This window comes from Agromyces sp. SYSU T00194 (assembly GCF_040496035.1).
In the GTDB taxonomy this organism is placed as follows: domain Bacteria; phylum Actinomycetota; class Actinomycetes; order Actinomycetales; family Microbacteriaceae; genus Agromyces; species Agromyces chitinivorans.
In genome coordinates this window covers 2,215,735-2,228,337 of the sequence record NZ_JBEPJZ010000001.1, presented here as the reverse complement: position 1 = coordinate 2,228,337, position 12,603 = coordinate 2,215,735, and the positions used below count along the sequence as shown (strand labels likewise).

Here is a 12,603-nt window from a genome sequence, read left to right as displayed (position 1 = left end):
TCGCCCCTCAGATGCGGCGGAGGCCGGCGACGGGCTCGGTCACGGTGCTGCCGCTGGCGAGGCGGACGCGGGCGATCCGCTCCTTGTCGGCCGAGCGGGTCCAGATCGCGTCGACCGTGCCGCGGATCGGCGTCGTGCGCCCCGAGGTCGCGGTGACCTCGACGGGCGCGCCGACGCCGATCTCGTTCGCGACGACCTGCTCCCAGGCCCCAGGCCCGTCGCCGGTCACAGCCAGACCCCGGCGAGGAACGAGCCGACGTAGTACCCGAGCGTGAGCTCGGTGAACAGAGTCACGGCCACGACGCCCTTGGACACGAGGTTCGCGCGCTTCACGCCGCGGCGGATGCGCGCGCGGTGGCGGAGCACGCCGCCGACCTTCGTGCCGACGACGCCGTACCCGACGGTGGCCTCGGCGATCATGCGCGGCGGGAGGACCTCGTCGGGCAGCTCGATGGTGTCGGTCTCGATGGTGGGCATCAGTGCCTCCCGGTGAGTGCGAGGTGGATGGCCTGCGGTGCGCCGTAGATCGCGAGGAACGCGACGAGCACGAACAGGCAGAGGACGAGCTGGCGCACGACGGGGTGCGCGCGACGCGTGGAGCGGGTCACTGGTGGGTCCCTTCGTCGACGAGGGTGAGGTGGTTCGGTGCGGCGAGCGCGAGGTCGGCGATGCCGCCGAGGCGCTCGTGGAGGGTGCGGAGGCCGTGGACGGTGATGAGTACCTGCGGGTAGGGCTCGGAGCGGGAGTAGTGGCGCTCGTTGACGAGCTGCAGGTCGAGGAGGCCGAGCTCGATCGACGCGGGTGCGGGCTGCCATGCGCGGCCCTCGCGGGTGATCCATCCGGCGGTGTGGAGGTGCTCGAAGAGGCGCTGCTGGCCGATGTCGATCGCGGGGTCGCGGCTGAGGAGTCGCGCGGCCGCGGCGACGGAGTACGAGGCGGGCTGTTTGCGTGCGATGGGCGAGTTGGTGTCCTCGATGCGCGCGGCGCCGAGTTCGTCGAGGTCGGCCATGCGGTCGGCGAGCCACGTGAGGAGCTTCGCGACGCGCGGGGCGGTGTCGATGGGCTTGAGGATGTCGCGGGTCAGCTCGAGCGACCAGGTCGCGGCGCGGCCGTGCGCCTGGTAGGGCTGGTCGGCTTCGTGCGAGGGGTCGGCCGCGTAGACGCCGAGGTCGTGGTCGAGTGCGGCGAGCACGTCGCGGGCGACGAACTCGGCGTGGCCGGCGGTGATGACGACGCAGATCTCGAAGGTCTGCGGGTCGCGGGGGGTTGCGGGGTCGGTCCAGGTGAAGCGGGGCAGCGGGGGGAACACTGCGGGGCGGATCTCGGTGGGGCGGTCGCCGGCGACCGGGATGGGTCGCGGGCCGTCGAGAGTCGCCATCGTGCTCACCCCGCTGCCTCGGCTCGCTTCGCACGGCGGTCGGCGGCGACCTTCTGCACGTGGTCCTCATCGAAGAGGTACGCGCCGGTCGAGCCCTCGAGCTTGGTGGAGGGCTTGAGCGTGCCGGTCCTCACGAGGCGGCCGATGTTGCTGCGGTCCACCTTGAGGATCTCGGCGGCGCGCTTGCTGCCGATCTGCTGGGGGATTGTGCTTTTCACAACCCACACATTGGCACAAGTTAGGGACTAGATCAAGCATTTCACAACTTTGGGAGTAGGTCGTGTTCAGTGCCTTCCCTGAACCTCGCCATCGGGGCCCCGGAGTTATTGCATAAGTTTGCGCATCGGGGCGATAATGAGGCCATGAGCATGCACCTGGCAACGGACCCGAGGTTCGAGTTCGACCTCGCGGATCGCATCCGGCGAGCGCTGCGCGTGTCTGGCGTCGGCGTCGGCGAGATGGCGGACGAGCTCGAGGTGTCCCGGAACACCGTGAGCAACTGGATCAACGGGCGCAACGCCCCGCGCCGGCGTGATCTGCGGGTCATTGCGATGCGGACAGGGATGCCGCTCGAGTGGCTCGAGAACGGCGAAGCCCCCCGCCCGGAGGATCCGGACGGGGGGCTAGAAGAGAGCCGCCTGTGGGAATCGAACCCACGACCTATTCATTACGAGTGAAACGATAGCTCCGAACGGAAACCGCTAGTCTCCGCCCGGTCACCCGCACGAACCCGCCTCTCGCAGCCCGGATTCCGGCAGAACCGCGCCGATCTGAGGGGTTCCACTGAGTGCTAACCGCAAGCATGTGTGTCATTCTGTATGTGGGTACTCATGTGGGTACCCACCGCGAAGGGGGAACACCATGACGAAGGACATCGACGCCACGATCGAGCGGCTCTCCGAGAAGGCCGACGCCCAGGCGCGCGCCGCGACGCAGGCGCTGCTCAACGGCGACATGTCGGGCGCGCGCACGCACGCCGCCGAGTACCGGAAGCTGACCGAGCAGATGAACGACGTGGCCCTCGGCCGAGAGAGCGTGACCACAACCAGCCAGGTCGCGTAACGTATGGCCGTGCCGAAGAAGCGATCTCCCGGCGACGGCGGCCTCTACTACGACCAGAACAAACGGCTCTGGCGTGGCGTCGTCGACGTCGGATTCTGGCCCGACGGCCGCCGCCGGCAGAAGGAAGTCACGTCACGCTCCCAGGCGAAGGCCCGGCAGAAGCTCGAGCAGATCAAGGCCGAGATCCGCGACCACGGCGCCCCACTGGATCGGCGCACGAAGCTCGCCGACTGGGCCGACCGGTGGCTGGCCACGGTCGGTCGGCAGACGTTGAAGCCGAACACGTTGACCGCGTACGAGTCGACCGCGAAGAACTGGATCGTCCCGGCGATCGGTCACAGGCCCGTCGCGCAGCTGCTCCCGTCGGATGTGCGGGGCATGCTGCAACGCGTGCTCGACTCGGGCAGGGGGACGGCGACCGCCCGGAAGGCGCACGCGGTCCTGTCGGTCATGCTCGACGCGGCACGCCTCGAAGGGCTCACGGGCCGGAACGTCGCCGCGGACGTGGAGCCGCCGAAGGTGCGACCGATCCGGGAACGTCGGGCCCTGTCCACGGAGGAGGCGTTCGCGGTGCTGCACACGGCCGCGTCGGCGCCGGACGGCACCCGCTGGTGGATGTCGATCCTGTCCGGCATCCGCCAGGGGGAACGGCTCGGCGCGACACTCGACGCCCTCGACCTCGACAACGGGATCTTCAACGTCGAATGGTCACTCGACGAGGTCACGTCCGATCACGGGTGCGGCGAACCCGACGGGGGTGTGTGGCCGTGCGGGTACAAGCGCGGCGCATCCTGCCCCCAAGCACGCCTCCGGGTCGCGGCCGACCTCGAGTACCACCGACTGCAGGGCCGCCTGTGCCTGGTCCGCCCGAAGTCGGGGAAGCCTCGCGCCGTTCCGCTCGTCGATGCGGTCGTGGTGGCGTTACGCCGGCACGTCGAAGCCACCTCGCATCTGCCGAACCCGCACGGGCTGATATGGCGGCACCCGGACGGTGCACCGTTCACCCCGAAACAGGACGAGCAGGCATGGCGTGACGTGGTGCGGGAAGCGGGCATCGTCGACGACGTGACGTCGCACACTGCCCGCCACACGACCGCGACGGTGCTCATGGAGCTCGGTGTCGACGCGAAGGTCGTCGCGGAGATCGTCGGGCACGTGAACATCGAGACGACCCGGAAGCACTACCAGCATGTGTCGTCCGAAGCTGCGCGCGCCGCGGCCGAGCTCGTCGGGTCGCACTTCGCCGGGGCGCTCGACCGGTTCTAGAGCCGCCCGGTCATGGCCCGGTCGTGCAACTCGGCGATCAGGCGGACGGTGGGGACGTGCTCGAGGTCCATGTACCGTTCATGGCCGGTCGCGGTCAGCGCTTTGGAGACGGGCACGCCGTGCTGGGTGGCGATCGTCACGACGGCGTCGAAAGGGATGCCGTGTTCGATCCACCTGGCGATGGTCGTGTGGGAGCGGCCGGTGGCGCGGGCGACGCCTCGGATGCTGGTCTGGCGGGTTGTGGATGTGAGCCAGTCCAGCCGACGTTTTCGGTGGGGCATATGTAGGGTTCGGCAGGGGCGGAACATCGGGGGTTCCAACGGGTTCCCCAGTTCGGGGGGGGGGTGTCCGCACGCTACCAGCGGGATCATGCGGAAACCCTGAACGCCGGTCCTCACAAGGGGGGACAAGCGGGTGGCACGCTGAGTCGACCACCGGGCCGGGCCTGTCGCCCCGGTTGGTTAGGGTCGCCGGTACCGGAGAAGCATCGGAGCACTAGGGAGACACGCGCATGACGAACTGGACCGTTACCGAACTCGGCCTGGTCGCTCGAGCGCGTGGTGTCGCCCCGTCAGTCGTCCTCGGTGAGGTGCTTGAAGGCAAGGTCGGCGACCTCGCCGGGGTCCACGCCGAGGACGCGGGCGATGTTCGCGAACGCCGGGACTGGGATGTCTCGTTCCGCGGAGAGGTAGCGCTTCACGGATGCCAGTGACAGGCCGGTCGCCTCGACGAGTTCGTCGATGGTGACCTTCTTGCGGGCGCGTGCAGCGCGAAGTTCCGCTGCGACGGCAGCGTTGTACCGCTCCCCAAACGTGTCCATACGGCACAGTGTAGTTCCACACCGGAGCTAAAAAGGTCAGGATTGGCACTGAGTCAGTCTTGACCAGTTCCATATGGGGCCTATAGAGTCTCCGTATGGAGTTCTCCCCCCGCAACGTCGCCGCAGAGACCGCTGCGCTCGTCGAAGAGGCAATCGCCCACGCAGAGCGCTCGAAGTCCTGGACCGCTGACCGTGCCGGCATCCCCCGCACGTCGTTCTACCGGAAGCTGAACCGGGGCAAGCCGAACTGCTTCACGACCGCCGAGCTCGCCGCGATCGCTCGTGCCCTCGGCGTGATGCCCTCGACGCTATACCCGCACGACCCCGAGCAGGTCGCCGCATGAGCGCCGCAGGAGTGATCCGCATGGAGGCGTGGCCGGCGCTGATGACCCGCGAGACCGCAGCCGCGTACATCGACGGTTCGCTGCGCGACGTCGACGAGCTCCGCGGCCGGGGCGAGATCACCCCGGTCGGGACGTCGAAGCGCGTCAAGTTCCGCAAGACGGACCTGGACGCGTGGATCGAACGGATGCCGGAACGCACCTGACCCCTGAAATGGCCGAACCCCCCGCTACCGACGGGGGGCCCGAGAAGGAAACGAGGTTCCAAACCATGCTGGGTTCCAACGATAGCACCGACGCCGATCTGGTGCGCATGTCGCACCGGTTCGACCCGGACACGTCCGCCGCAGCGGCGCGCGCTGCGAAGCGCGGCGACAAGAAGCGCACCATCCAGAACGCGATCGTCGCGATCCTCGCCGACGGTCCCGCGACCGCACGAGAGATCTACGACCAGTACGTCGTGAACCGGTACGACCGGGCGTGGCCGTTCTCGGACCTGTACGACATCCGCCGGCGCCTGACCGAGTTGAAGCTCGACACGGGCCGTGTGGTGGACACCGGGGAGCGTCGCAACGGCGAAGCGGTCATGGCGGTGGCCGAATGAGCACCCGCGGTATCCCCCTGGAGCATCTCGACGAGGTCCCGTTCGAGCCGGCGGAGGCGTCCGACGCTGTCGGCCTCGAACTGCCAACCGTGCTCCCCCGCGGGCGCCGTTCGCGGATGACCGCGCTCGAGGGCATCGGCATGGCGACGATCGTCGCAGCATCGCTGATCTCCGGCGGGGTGCTCTGGTGGGCGGTGACCCTCGCATGACCGAGACGCGAACCCCTGTCCTGTACGAGACGGGCACGCACGTGATCGTGACGGAGTTCATCCGCAACGGGGACGAGAAGACCGAAGCCGACCTCGACGGGTGGGTGACGTACTGCGACGCGAAGATCATCATCATCGCGAACACCCCGGACTTCGCGGACCTCGTCGAGGGTGACGACTACTTCCAGGCCCGGTTCAACCGTGACCGGGTGCTCGTGACACCGGTCGGTGAGCGTGGCGCGTCGGACGTGTTCGTCGTGCTGTTCGCTGCCGCTGCCGCGGTGTTCGCGGTCGGGGTGTTGGGCCGGTCGTGGCAGCTGCTCGTGGTGGGGGTGTGGGCGTTCGTGTTCGTGCTGTTCCTGCTCCGGTGGGTTCACCCGGACCCAGAACCGTCGAACTCAGGGGAGGTGTCGTGATGCCCTCGCGACGAGCGCAGAAGCGCGACGGAACCCGGAAGTACCGCCAGGTCGAGGCCCCGCACAAGGAAGTCATCTGGCGCGAGTACCACGCCGTTCGGGCGGCTTGGCTCGCTGACCGATCCCCGCTCCGCCCGGTCGTGCCGCCGTCTCCGCCGGTCGACTTCACGAACCGGGAGGTGTCGTCGTGAGTGGTGAGCGTGACCCGATCATCGTCGACCTGTCCGGGCACGACGACATGGACGAAGCAATCGCAGACGCCGCAGCGATCATCAACGCGGCCTACACGGAAGAGGAGCAGGGCTGATGCCTGGACGCTACATGGTGGCCCGCCGGCGGGTGCTCGGCGCGGTGTTGTGGGGATTCCTCGACACCCTCACGGACGAGTTCGCACCGTACGCGGTCACGGCAGAACGGCAGTGGCCGAACCTCGTCGCCAGTGCCACGTTCCTCTGTTCCGGGGTGACGCCCCGTGGCCGGTACTCGTGGTTCCCGGTGGAACCCGAACCCACCCAGGAGGCCGCAGCATGAGCGGGTGGGACGGGAACGGGTGGACCCCCGGCACGTGGACCATCACCCTCAACTACCCGCGACCCCCGAAGGGCCTCTCCGCGAACGACCGCGTACACCACCTCGCGAAGTACCGGGCCACCCAGGCGATCCGTCAGGAAGTCGCCGTGAAGGTGCAAGCGCTGAGGGTTCCGAAGCTCGAGCGTGTCCGTGTGGACGTGGTGTGGTGGGTGACCGACCGTCGCCGCCGAGACGTGGACAACCTCAGCCCGCTGCTGAAAGCGATCTACGACGGCATCGGCGCCGACAAGGGCGTCTCGGCGCACGTCGTCCCGGACGACGCACCCGAGTTCATGGTGAAGCCGTCCGCGACGATCGAACTCCTCCCCGCCGGCCGCGCGCACTTCGAGGTGCGCATCACGAACGTCGGGGGTGCAGCGTGACCGAACTGCAGGGCATCGTTCACGACCTCCCCGACGACGTGTACTTCGGGCACGACTCGTTGTCGTCGACCGGTGCACGGCGCCTCCTCGACTCCCCCGCACGGTTCCGATACGAGCAGGACAACCCGCAGGCACCACGGCAGGCGTTCGATGAGGGGCACGCGATCCACACCCTCGTCCTCGGCACCGGGTCGAACATCGTCGAGCTCGAGTTCGATAACTACCGGACAAAGGCCGCACAGGAGGAACGTGACGCCGTGTACGCCGCCGGTGGTGTGCCGATGCTGGTCAAGGACATGGCACCGATCCGTGCGACTGCTGAGGCGGTCCTCGCACACCCGACCGCACGGCGCCTGTTCGAGCAGGACGGCACCCCGGAAACGTCCCTGTTCGCCGAGATTGACGGGGTGGCGTGCCGTGCCCGGTTCGACTACTACGCACCCGTCGCGGTCGACCTGAAAACCACCGCTGGACGCGCCGACCGTCACGGGTTCGCACAGGCCGCCGCGAAGTACGGGTACGAGGTGCAGGACGCCTGGTACCGGGACGTGCGGGAAGCGGTCACGGGTGAGCGGGGCGAGTTCGTGTTCGTCGTCGTGGAGAAGGACGCACCGAACCTGATCGGTGTGCACCAGCTCGACCGTGACTTCGTCGACCTGGGGCGGGCGAAGACCCGCCGCGCCCGCGCCGTCTACGCCGACTGCATCGAATCCAACCAGTGGCCCGGATACCCGGAACCCATCCAACTCGTCGTCCCGCCCGTGTGGCTCGTCAACGACGCAATCGACAAGGAACTCGCATGAACACCAGAACTCTCGACCTGAACACGTTCACCCTCGGCCACGGTTCGCACTACGGCGGCGACGGCATCGAGGGTGGCGCGTGCCTCCTCGAAACGGTGGCGTACATCGCCGGGGAGGCGTGGACCGACCACCCCAAGTGTGTGTCCCCGGTGCTCACGTTGTTCGGCATCAGCCTGAACGACCGTCTCTCGGATGAGGACCGGCAGAAGCTGAAGCCGTTCATCCCCGGCATGATCGGCACCGCAGGCGACGGGCAGGACGACGCACGCCGGTACCTCGCGGCGGATTGGGCGATCCGAACGGCGACGCCCCGCTGGCTGGATGCTGCAGGGCTGACCGCCGAGGCTGACCGCCTGCGGGCACTGCAGGAGGTTACGAACGCCACACAACTCGCCGCCGCGACCGACGCGCTGCGGTCGGTGCGTGACGCCGCGTACGAAGCCCGCACGAACGCCAGGGCGAACCTAAAAGCGCGGATCACCGAGGAGCTCGAGAAGCGAGGTGTGACCGCTGTCGCTGCCGCTGTCGCTGTCGCTGTCGCTGTCGCTGTCGCTGTCGCTGACGCTGACGCTGACGCTGACGCTGCCGCTGTCGCTGCCGCTGCCGCTGACGCTGTCGCTGCCGCTGACGCTGTCGCTGCCGCTGACGCTGCCGCTGTCGCTGCCGCTGCCGCTGACGCTGTCGCTGCCGCTGACGCTGTCGCTGCCGCTGTCGCTGCCGCCAAGCACTCCGACCGGTACTGGGAGATCCGTGACGCCGTCTACCGCAAGATGCGGGACCACTACCGCGCCGGCCTCGAAGGGTCGAAGTACGCGCAGGCCCGTGACCTGAACAACGCCGAAGCGATCGAACTCCTCGGCCGGATGATCAACCCGGAGAAGGCAGCATGAGCAACAGCATTGCCCTGCCGCAGCAGGACGCCGTGATCCAGAAGGTCAACGCCGCATCGAATGGGTTCGCAGCCGCGCTCGCGGACAGGATCGGTGCCGACCGGTTCGTACGCGCCGCCGTCACATCCATCCGCACGAACCGGCAGCTCGCACAGTGCGACGAACTGTCCATCCTCGGAGGCCTGTTCGTCGCCGCCCAGCTTGCGTTGGAGATCGGCGGACCCCGCGGACTCGCCTACCTCGTCCCCTACGGCCGCGAAGCGCAACTCATCGTCGGATACCGCGGGTACGTCGAACTGTTCTACCGGGCCGGCGCACGGAAGGTGGAGTGGTTCATCGTCCGTGAGGGTGACGAGTTCCGGCAGTGGTCGACGGGGTCCGGGGGGCGCGACTACCAGTGGACCCCGCTGAACACCGACACCGACCGCCCCCTCGTGGGTGCTGTGGCGCAGATCCAGGGCGCACAGGGCGAGTTCCAGTTCGAGTACATGTCGAAGGCGCAGATCAACGAACGACGTCCGAAGCGTGCCACGTCTGGCCCGTGGGCTGACTGGTACGAAGAGATGGCCCTCAAGACGGTGATGCGGCAGTTGGCGAAGACTGCCCGGCAGTCGACGGACGAGCTCGCGTTGGCGGCGTCGAACGATGGTGCGGTCATCACGCAGGTGGAGGGTGGCCCGGTCAGGGTGGTGCATCCGCCGACTGCGGAGCCGGAGCAGCCCGTGAACCTCGACGAGTTGGACCCGTTGCAGGCCACCCCCGAAGAGGAAGCCGAAAGGGCGAACGCATGAGCGGAACCCCTGTGCTTCCAGATCGGATCGCAACGAAGATCGATGCCCGCGACGGGCACTGGCTCTGGACCGGCTGGAAGAACGACGCTGGCTACCCCTACGTCCACTGGCTCGGACGCGATCGCCCGGCTTACCGAGTCGTGTACGAGATCCTCGTCGGGCCCATCGAGCCCGGCCTTGAACTTGACCACCTCTGCACCACGCCGGCGTGTGTCCGGCCCGACCATCTCGAGCCCGTGACGCACGCAGAGAACCAGCACAGGATCGCGGAACGGCAGACCGCCTGCCGGAGAGTCGGGCACGACTGGACGGACCCGCGAAACGTCCGCGTTCGCTCGAACGGGCGACGCTACTGCGCTGAGTGTGACCGCATCAATCTTCGAGAGCGCTATGCCCGGAAGAAGGGGAGTGTCGGGTGATGTCGACCGATCGGATCGGATACGAGCACCCGTCGGTTCCGTGGAATGGCCTGACGGTGTGTGACCTGTTTTGCGGCGCTGGCGGTTCGTCGTCGGGGCTCGTCGCAGCGGGGTACAAGGTGCTGATCGCGGCGAACCATTGGGCACGTGCGATCGAGTCGCACCAGCTCAACCATCCGGAGACGGATCACTCGAACGCTGACATCTCGCAGGTGAACCCGGGGTACTTCCCCCGCACGGACATTCTGTGGGCGTCGCCGGAGTGCACGAACCACAGCGTGGCGAAGGGCGTCAAGCGGCAGCGTGTCGAGGACCAGGCACTGTTCGAGGTGAACGGCACCCGCCCGCTCCCGGATGAGGCGGCGAACCGCTCGAGGGCGACGATGTGGGATGTTCCCCGGTTCGCGGAGCATCACGAGTACCGGGCGATCATCATCGAGAACGTCGTGGACGCGTACCGGTGGGTGCAGTTCCCGGCGTGGCTGCTCGCGATGGAACTGCTGGGGTACGAGCACCGCATCGTGTGGCTGAACTCGATGCACGCACAGGCGGGTGGGCTTCCGGCGCCGCAGTCTCGGGACCGCATGTACGTGGTGTTCTGGCGGAAGGATCTCGTCTCCGCGAAGCGTCCCCGGCCGCGGCTGGAGCAGTGGACTCGCCCGGTTGCGGTTTGCCCGGAGCACGGTCAGGTGCGTGCGGTGCAGACGTTCAAGAAGGCTGAGGAGTGGGGCCGGTATCGGGCGCAGTACCTGTACCGGTGCCCGAAGTGTGGCGGGGTGATTGAGCCGGCGTGGTTGCCTGCGAGCTCTGCGATCGACTGGAGCATTCCTGGTGAGCGGATCGGTGATCGTGCGCGTCCGTTGGCGCCGAAGACGCGGGCGCGGATCGAGAAGGGTATCGAGCGGTATTGGCGGCCGTTGGTGGTGACGGCGGCGGGGAACACGTACGACGGCATCACGACGGGCTCGCGGTATCTGCGGGCGCGTCCGGTGGATGATGTCCTGCCGACGCAGCACACGACCGCCGCCGAGGCGCTCACGGTCCCGCCGCTCGTGATGACCAACAACCACGGGAACCGTGCCCGGCCGACAGACGAGCCGCTGCCGACGACGACAACGGCCACGACTCATGCGCTGCTGGTCCCGGTGGAGGGTCGTGACGGGAAGTCCGCCGCTCCGGTCGATGGGCCGATGCGGACGCAGTCGACGAGGAACGAGACTGCGCTCGTGGTGCCGTTGCGGAATCACGGGGTGACGAAGCCGGTCACGCATCCGATTGACACGGTCGCAGCGAACGGGAACCATCACGCGCTCGTGATGCGGAACAACGAGGGCGGCGCGGAGATGACGACCCCGGTGCGGGAGCCGCTGCGCGCGCTCACAACGAAGGGGCACCAGTCGCTCCTGGTCCCGTACTACTCGGCGTCGGAGTCGGCCAAGCCGACCACGGAGCCGCACGGGGCACTCACCACGACCGACCGGTACGCACTCGCGGAAGGCATCTCCCTCGACGTCGACGATGTCCTGTTCCGGATGCTCACCCCGGACGAGATCAAGGTCGGCATGGCGTTCGCCGCCGATTATGTACTCCTCGGGAACAAGCGTGAGCAGGTCAAGCAGGCGGGGAACGCCGTCACGCCTCCCGCTGCACGGGATCTCGGGCACGCCGTCGCGGAGTTTCTGAACGGCATCACGGGCGAGGAGGTCGCAGCATGAGCGGTCCGGTGCAGTTGAGCATCTACCTCCCGGCGGACGTGTACCGGGCGCTCGTTGAGAGCGCGGAGCGACACGGGGTGCAGGCGCACACGCTGGTTGAGGCGATGGTGTGCAAGTCGGTTCGTCGGACTGCGAGCGTGCGTGAGCGCGAGGTGCGGCGCCTGCACGCGCTGGGGAAGTCGGATGGTGTGATCGGTGCCCGGTTGGGGATCTCGAGCAGCATGGCTCGGAAGGTGCGTCAGAGTCTGGATCTCCCGCCGGTGGGGAAGCCGGGTCGTCGGAGAAAGGACACCGCATGATCACCCCGAAGGCCGCCCCGACGACCGCGCTCGAGGAGTCGATCGCGTACGAATGGGTCACGCTCCGCGACTGCAACATCTGTCAGCGGTGCCGCCGCAACTGCGGACCCATCGCCCGCGACCACCGCAAGAACCGGTCGCAGGGCGGATCGACGACGCCGGCGAACCTGCAGCTGTTGGGCCTCGGATGTCATCAGTGGAAGACGGAGCATCCGAGGGAGGCGGTCGCTGCCGGTTGGGCGGTCCCTGGGTGGGCTGACCCTGCGGAGTGGCCCGCCGCCCGGTGGGTGCGTACGGAACGCGGTACGCACGCGCTGGTGTGGGTGCTGTACCTGAACGGCCCTGACGTGCAGGGGCGGTTGTGGGTGCGCATCACCGACACCGAAGCGAACGAACGGATGGGGAACTGATGGCGTTCACGGCGAAGTATCCGGGCCGCTGCGACGACTGCCGAGAGGCGATCAGGCCCGGGCAGACAGTCGAGTACAAGGGGCTCGAGCGTGTGCTCGTGCACGTCATCTGCGACGAAGCCGGCCCGAGCCTGTCCGACCTCGACCGGGACGCTGAACGGCCCGTGTGCGACGTGTGCTGGCTCGTTCAGCCGTGCGGGTGTGAGGTGCCGGATGCCTCGTGACAC

25 protein-coding genes and 1 tRNA gene are annotated in these 12,603 nt (G+C 68.0%); 18 read left to right on the top strand and 8 right to left on the bottom strand.

All coding sequences use genetic code 11. From position 1 onward, the window contains the following. Nucleotides 1–7 precede the first annotated feature (7 nt). From ABZK10_RS10420 to ABZK10_RS10400, 5 genes are read right to left on the bottom strand one after another with little or no spacing between them, the layout of a single operon-like run. The gene (locus ABZK10_RS10420) at nucleotides 8–229 is read right to left on the bottom strand and encodes a hypothetical protein (protein WP_353809124.1); all 222 of its coding nucleotides are present in this window, start codon (nucleotides 227–229) and stop codon (nucleotides 8–10) included. Beyond that, entirely contained in the window at nucleotides 226–477 is a 252-nt protein-coding gene (locus ABZK10_RS10415) for a hypothetical protein (protein WP_353809123.1), read from the bottom strand. The genes ABZK10_RS10420 and ABZK10_RS10415 overlap by 4 nt, the downstream gene beginning before the upstream one ends. Continuing rightward, nucleotides 477–608, bottom strand: a complete 132-nt coding sequence (locus ABZK10_RS10410; protein ID WP_353809122.1) for a hypothetical protein — start codon at nucleotides 606–608, stop codon at nucleotides 477–479. The genes ABZK10_RS10415 and ABZK10_RS10410 overlap by 1 nt, the downstream gene beginning before the upstream one ends. Continuing rightward, the gene (locus ABZK10_RS10405; protein WP_353809121.1) at nucleotides 605–1,378 is read right to left on the bottom strand and encodes a phage antirepressor KilAC domain-containing protein; all 774 of its coding nucleotides are present in this window, start codon (nucleotides 1,376–1,378) and stop codon (nucleotides 605–607) included. Before ABZK10_RS10405 ends, ABZK10_RS10410 begins: the two co-directional genes overlap by 4 nt. Nucleotides 1,379–1,383: 5 nt before the next feature. Then, entirely contained in the window at nucleotides 1,384–1,596 is a 213-nt protein-coding gene (locus tag ABZK10_RS10400) for a helix-turn-helix domain-containing protein (RefSeq protein WP_353809120.1), read from the bottom strand. A 144-nt stretch (nucleotides 1,597–1,740) separates the two neighbouring features. On the opposite strand from ABZK10_RS10400, the gene ABZK10_RS10395 reads away from it, so the two are divergent. Further along, on the top strand, nucleotides 1,741–2,055 hold the full coding sequence (locus ABZK10_RS10395) for a helix-turn-helix domain-containing protein (RefSeq protein WP_353809653.1): 315 nt from the start codon (nucleotides 1,741–1,743) through the stop codon (nucleotides 2,053–2,055). On the opposite strand, the gene ABZK10_RS10390 is transcribed toward ABZK10_RS10395, so the two are convergent. After that, nucleotides 2,014–2,086: transfer RNA gene (locus ABZK10_RS10390), tRNA-Thr, on the bottom strand. The genes ABZK10_RS10395 and ABZK10_RS10390 overlap by 42 nt on opposite strands. Nucleotides 2,087–2,239: 153 nt before the next feature. Between ABZK10_RS10390 and ABZK10_RS10385 the strand changes: the two genes are divergently transcribed. Further along, complete coding sequence (locus tag ABZK10_RS10385) at nucleotides 2,240–2,440, top strand: hypothetical protein (protein ID WP_353809119.1); 201 nt, start codon at nucleotides 2,240–2,242, stop codon at nucleotides 2,438–2,440. Nucleotides 2,441–2,449: 9 nt separating this feature from the next. Beyond that, the gene (locus tag ABZK10_RS10380; RefSeq protein WP_353809118.1) at nucleotides 2,450–3,706 is read left to right on the top strand and encodes a tyrosine-type recombinase/integrase; all 1,257 of its coding nucleotides are present in this window, start codon (nucleotides 2,450–2,452) and stop codon (nucleotides 3,704–3,706) included. On the opposite strand, the gene ABZK10_RS10375 is transcribed toward ABZK10_RS10380, so the two are convergent. Both ABZK10_RS10375 and ABZK10_RS10370 read right to left on the bottom strand, forming a co-directional pair. After that, the gene (locus ABZK10_RS10375) at nucleotides 3,703–3,846 is read right to left on the bottom strand and encodes a hypothetical protein (protein ID WP_353809117.1); all 144 of its coding nucleotides are present in this window, start codon (nucleotides 3,844–3,846) and stop codon (nucleotides 3,703–3,705) included. The two genes, ABZK10_RS10380 and ABZK10_RS10375, sit on opposite strands and share 4 nt — an antisense overlap. 431 nt (nucleotides 3,847–4,277) lie before the next feature. Further along, nucleotides 4,278–4,526, bottom strand: coding sequence for a helix-turn-helix domain-containing protein (locus tag ABZK10_RS10370; protein ID WP_353809116.1), 249 nt, complete (start codon nucleotides 4,524–4,526; stop codon nucleotides 4,278–4,280). A gap of 95 nt (nucleotides 4,527–4,621) precedes the next feature. On the opposite strand from ABZK10_RS10370, the gene ABZK10_RS10365 reads away from it, so the two are divergent. The 15 genes from ABZK10_RS10365 (at nucleotide 4,622) to ABZK10_RS10295 (ending at nucleotide 12,600) form a co-directional block, all read left to right on the top strand. After that, on the top strand, nucleotides 4,622–4,870 hold the full coding sequence (locus ABZK10_RS10365; protein ID WP_353809115.1) for a helix-turn-helix domain-containing protein: 249 nt from the start codon (nucleotides 4,622–4,624) through the stop codon (nucleotides 4,868–4,870). Beyond that, nucleotides 4,867–5,073, top strand: a complete 207-nt coding sequence (locus ABZK10_RS10360) for a helix-turn-helix domain-containing protein (protein WP_353809114.1) — start codon at nucleotides 4,867–4,869, stop codon at nucleotides 5,071–5,073. Before ABZK10_RS10365 ends, ABZK10_RS10360 begins: the two co-directional genes overlap by 4 nt. Continuing rightward, nucleotides 5,043–5,471 carry a hypothetical protein gene (locus ABZK10_RS10355; protein WP_353809113.1) on the top strand — a complete coding sequence of 143 codons (429 nt, stop codon included), beginning with the start codon at nucleotides 5,043–5,045 and terminating at the stop codon, nucleotides 5,469–5,471. Before ABZK10_RS10360 ends, ABZK10_RS10355 begins: the two co-directional genes overlap by 31 nt. Next, on the top strand, nucleotides 5,468–5,680 hold the full coding sequence (locus ABZK10_RS10350) for a hypothetical protein (protein WP_353809112.1): 213 nt from the start codon (nucleotides 5,468–5,470) through the stop codon (nucleotides 5,678–5,680). Before ABZK10_RS10355 ends, ABZK10_RS10350 begins: the two co-directional genes overlap by 4 nt. Next, entirely contained in the window at nucleotides 5,677–6,096 is a 420-nt protein-coding gene (locus ABZK10_RS10345) for a hypothetical protein (protein ID WP_353809111.1), read from the top strand. The genes ABZK10_RS10350 and ABZK10_RS10345 overlap by 4 nt, the downstream gene beginning before the upstream one ends. 306 nt (nucleotides 6,097–6,402) lie before the next feature. Next, nucleotides 6,403–6,627: a hypothetical protein gene (locus ABZK10_RS10340; protein ID WP_353809110.1), complete on the top strand. Its 225-nt coding sequence runs from the start codon at nucleotides 6,403–6,405 to the stop codon at nucleotides 6,625–6,627. Further along, nucleotides 6,624–7,049 (top strand): hypothetical protein, encoded by a 426-nt coding sequence (locus ABZK10_RS10335; protein ID WP_353809109.1) that lies wholly within the window; start codon nucleotides 6,624–6,626, stop codon nucleotides 7,047–7,049. Before ABZK10_RS10340 ends, ABZK10_RS10335 begins: the two co-directional genes overlap by 4 nt. Continuing rightward, nucleotides 7,046–7,852 carry a PD-(D/E)XK nuclease-like domain-containing protein gene (locus ABZK10_RS10330; RefSeq protein ID WP_353809108.1) on the top strand — a complete coding sequence of 269 codons (807 nt, stop codon included), beginning with the start codon at nucleotides 7,046–7,048 and terminating at the stop codon, nucleotides 7,850–7,852. The genes ABZK10_RS10335 and ABZK10_RS10330 overlap by 4 nt, the downstream gene beginning before the upstream one ends. Continuing rightward, nucleotides 7,849–8,742 (top strand): hypothetical protein, encoded by an 894-nt coding sequence (locus ABZK10_RS10325; protein ID WP_353809106.1) that lies wholly within the window; start codon nucleotides 7,849–7,851, stop codon nucleotides 8,740–8,742. Before ABZK10_RS10330 ends, ABZK10_RS10325 begins: the two co-directional genes overlap by 4 nt. Further along, a complete protein-coding gene (locus tag ABZK10_RS10320) occupies nucleotides 8,739–9,533 on the top strand; it encodes a recombinase RecT (RefSeq protein WP_353809105.1) in 795 nt (264 codons plus the stop codon). The genes ABZK10_RS10325 and ABZK10_RS10320 overlap by 4 nt, the downstream gene beginning before the upstream one ends. Beyond that, the gene (locus ABZK10_RS10315) at nucleotides 9,530–9,952 is read left to right on the top strand and encodes an HNH endonuclease signature motif containing protein (protein WP_353809104.1); all 423 of its coding nucleotides are present in this window, start codon (nucleotides 9,530–9,532) and stop codon (nucleotides 9,950–9,952) included. The genes ABZK10_RS10320 and ABZK10_RS10315 overlap by 4 nt, the downstream gene beginning before the upstream one ends. Then, entirely contained in the window at nucleotides 9,952–11,667 is a 1,716-nt protein-coding gene (locus tag ABZK10_RS10310; protein WP_353809103.1) for a DNA cytosine methyltransferase, read from the top strand. The genes ABZK10_RS10315 and ABZK10_RS10310 overlap by 1 nt, the downstream gene beginning before the upstream one ends. Then, entirely contained in the window at nucleotides 11,664–11,966 is a 303-nt protein-coding gene (locus ABZK10_RS10305; RefSeq protein ID WP_353809102.1) for a hypothetical protein, read from the top strand. The genes ABZK10_RS10310 and ABZK10_RS10305 overlap by 4 nt, the downstream gene beginning before the upstream one ends. Further along, nucleotides 11,963–12,376, top strand: coding sequence for an HNH endonuclease (locus ABZK10_RS10300; protein WP_353809100.1), 414 nt, complete (start codon nucleotides 11,963–11,965; stop codon nucleotides 12,374–12,376). The genes ABZK10_RS10305 and ABZK10_RS10300 overlap by 4 nt, the downstream gene beginning before the upstream one ends. Then, nucleotides 12,376–12,600, top strand: a complete 225-nt coding sequence (locus ABZK10_RS10295; RefSeq protein ID WP_353809099.1) for a hypothetical protein — start codon at nucleotides 12,376–12,378, stop codon at nucleotides 12,598–12,600. Before ABZK10_RS10300 ends, ABZK10_RS10295 begins: the two co-directional genes overlap by 1 nt. Nucleotides 12,601–12,603: the final 3 nt, after the last annotated feature.

Bases quoted from the DNA above. Each gene is read 5' to 3' on its own strand.
- ABZK10_RS10365 (WP_353809115.1), top strand. From the start codon at position 4,622: ATGGAGTTCTCCCCCCGCAACGTCGCCGCAGAGACCGCTGCGCTCGTC.
- ABZK10_RS10345 (WP_353809111.1), top strand. From the start codon at position 5,677: ATGACCGAGACGCGAACCCCTGTCCTGTACGAGACGGGCACGCACGTG.
- ABZK10_RS10315 (WP_353809104.1), top strand. From the start codon at position 9,530: ATGAGCGGAACCCCTGTGCTTCCAGATCGGATCGCAACGAAGATCGAT.
- ABZK10_RS10360 (WP_353809114.1), top strand. From the start codon at position 4,867: ATGAGCGCCGCAGGAGTGATCCGCATGGAGGCGTGGCCGGCGCTGATG.
- ABZK10_RS10415 (WP_353809123.1), bottom strand. From the start codon at position 477: ATGCCCACCATCGAGACCGACACCATCGAGCTGCCCGACGAGGTCCTC.
- ABZK10_RS10335 (WP_353809109.1), top strand. From the start codon at position 6,624: ATGAGCGGGTGGGACGGGAACGGGTGGACCCCCGGCACGTGGACCATC.
- ABZK10_RS10310 (WP_353809103.1), top strand. From the start codon at position 9,952: ATGTCGACCGATCGGATCGGATACGAGCACCCGTCGGTTCCGTGGAAT.
- ABZK10_RS10295 (WP_353809099.1), top strand. From the start codon at position 12,376: ATGGCGTTCACGGCGAAGTATCCGGGCCGCTGCGACGACTGCCGAGAG.
- ABZK10_RS10320 (WP_353809105.1), top strand. From the start codon at position 8,739: ATGAGCAACAGCATTGCCCTGCCGCAGCAGGACGCCGTGATCCAGAAG.
- ABZK10_RS10300 (WP_353809100.1), top strand. From the start codon at position 11,963: ATGATCACCCCGAAGGCCGCCCCGACGACCGCGCTCGAGGAGTCGATC.
- ABZK10_RS10340 (WP_353809110.1), top strand. From the start codon at position 6,403: ATGCCTGGACGCTACATGGTGGCCCGCCGGCGGGTGCTCGGCGCGGTG.
- ABZK10_RS10405 (WP_353809121.1), bottom strand. From the start codon at position 1,378: ATGGCGACTCTCGACGGCCCGCGACCCATCCCGGTCGCCGGCGACCGC.
- ABZK10_RS10350 (WP_353809112.1), top strand. From the start codon at position 5,468: ATGAGCACCCGCGGTATCCCCCTGGAGCATCTCGACGAGGTCCCGTTC.
- ABZK10_RS10325 (WP_353809106.1), top strand. From the start codon at position 7,849: ATGAACACCAGAACTCTCGACCTGAACACGTTCACCCTCGGCCACGGT.
- ABZK10_RS10370 (WP_353809116.1), bottom strand. From the start codon at position 4,526: ATGGACACGTTTGGGGAGCGGTACAACGCTGCCGTCGCAGCGGAACTT.
- ABZK10_RS10305 (WP_353809102.1), top strand. From the start codon at position 11,664: ATGAGCGGTCCGGTGCAGTTGAGCATCTACCTCCCGGCGGACGTGTAC.
- ABZK10_RS10385 (WP_353809119.1), top strand. From the start codon at position 2,240: ATGACGAAGGACATCGACGCCACGATCGAGCGGCTCTCCGAGAAGGCC.
- ABZK10_RS10395 (WP_353809653.1), top strand. From the start codon at position 1,741: ATGAGCATGCACCTGGCAACGGACCCGAGGTTCGAGTTCGACCTCGCG.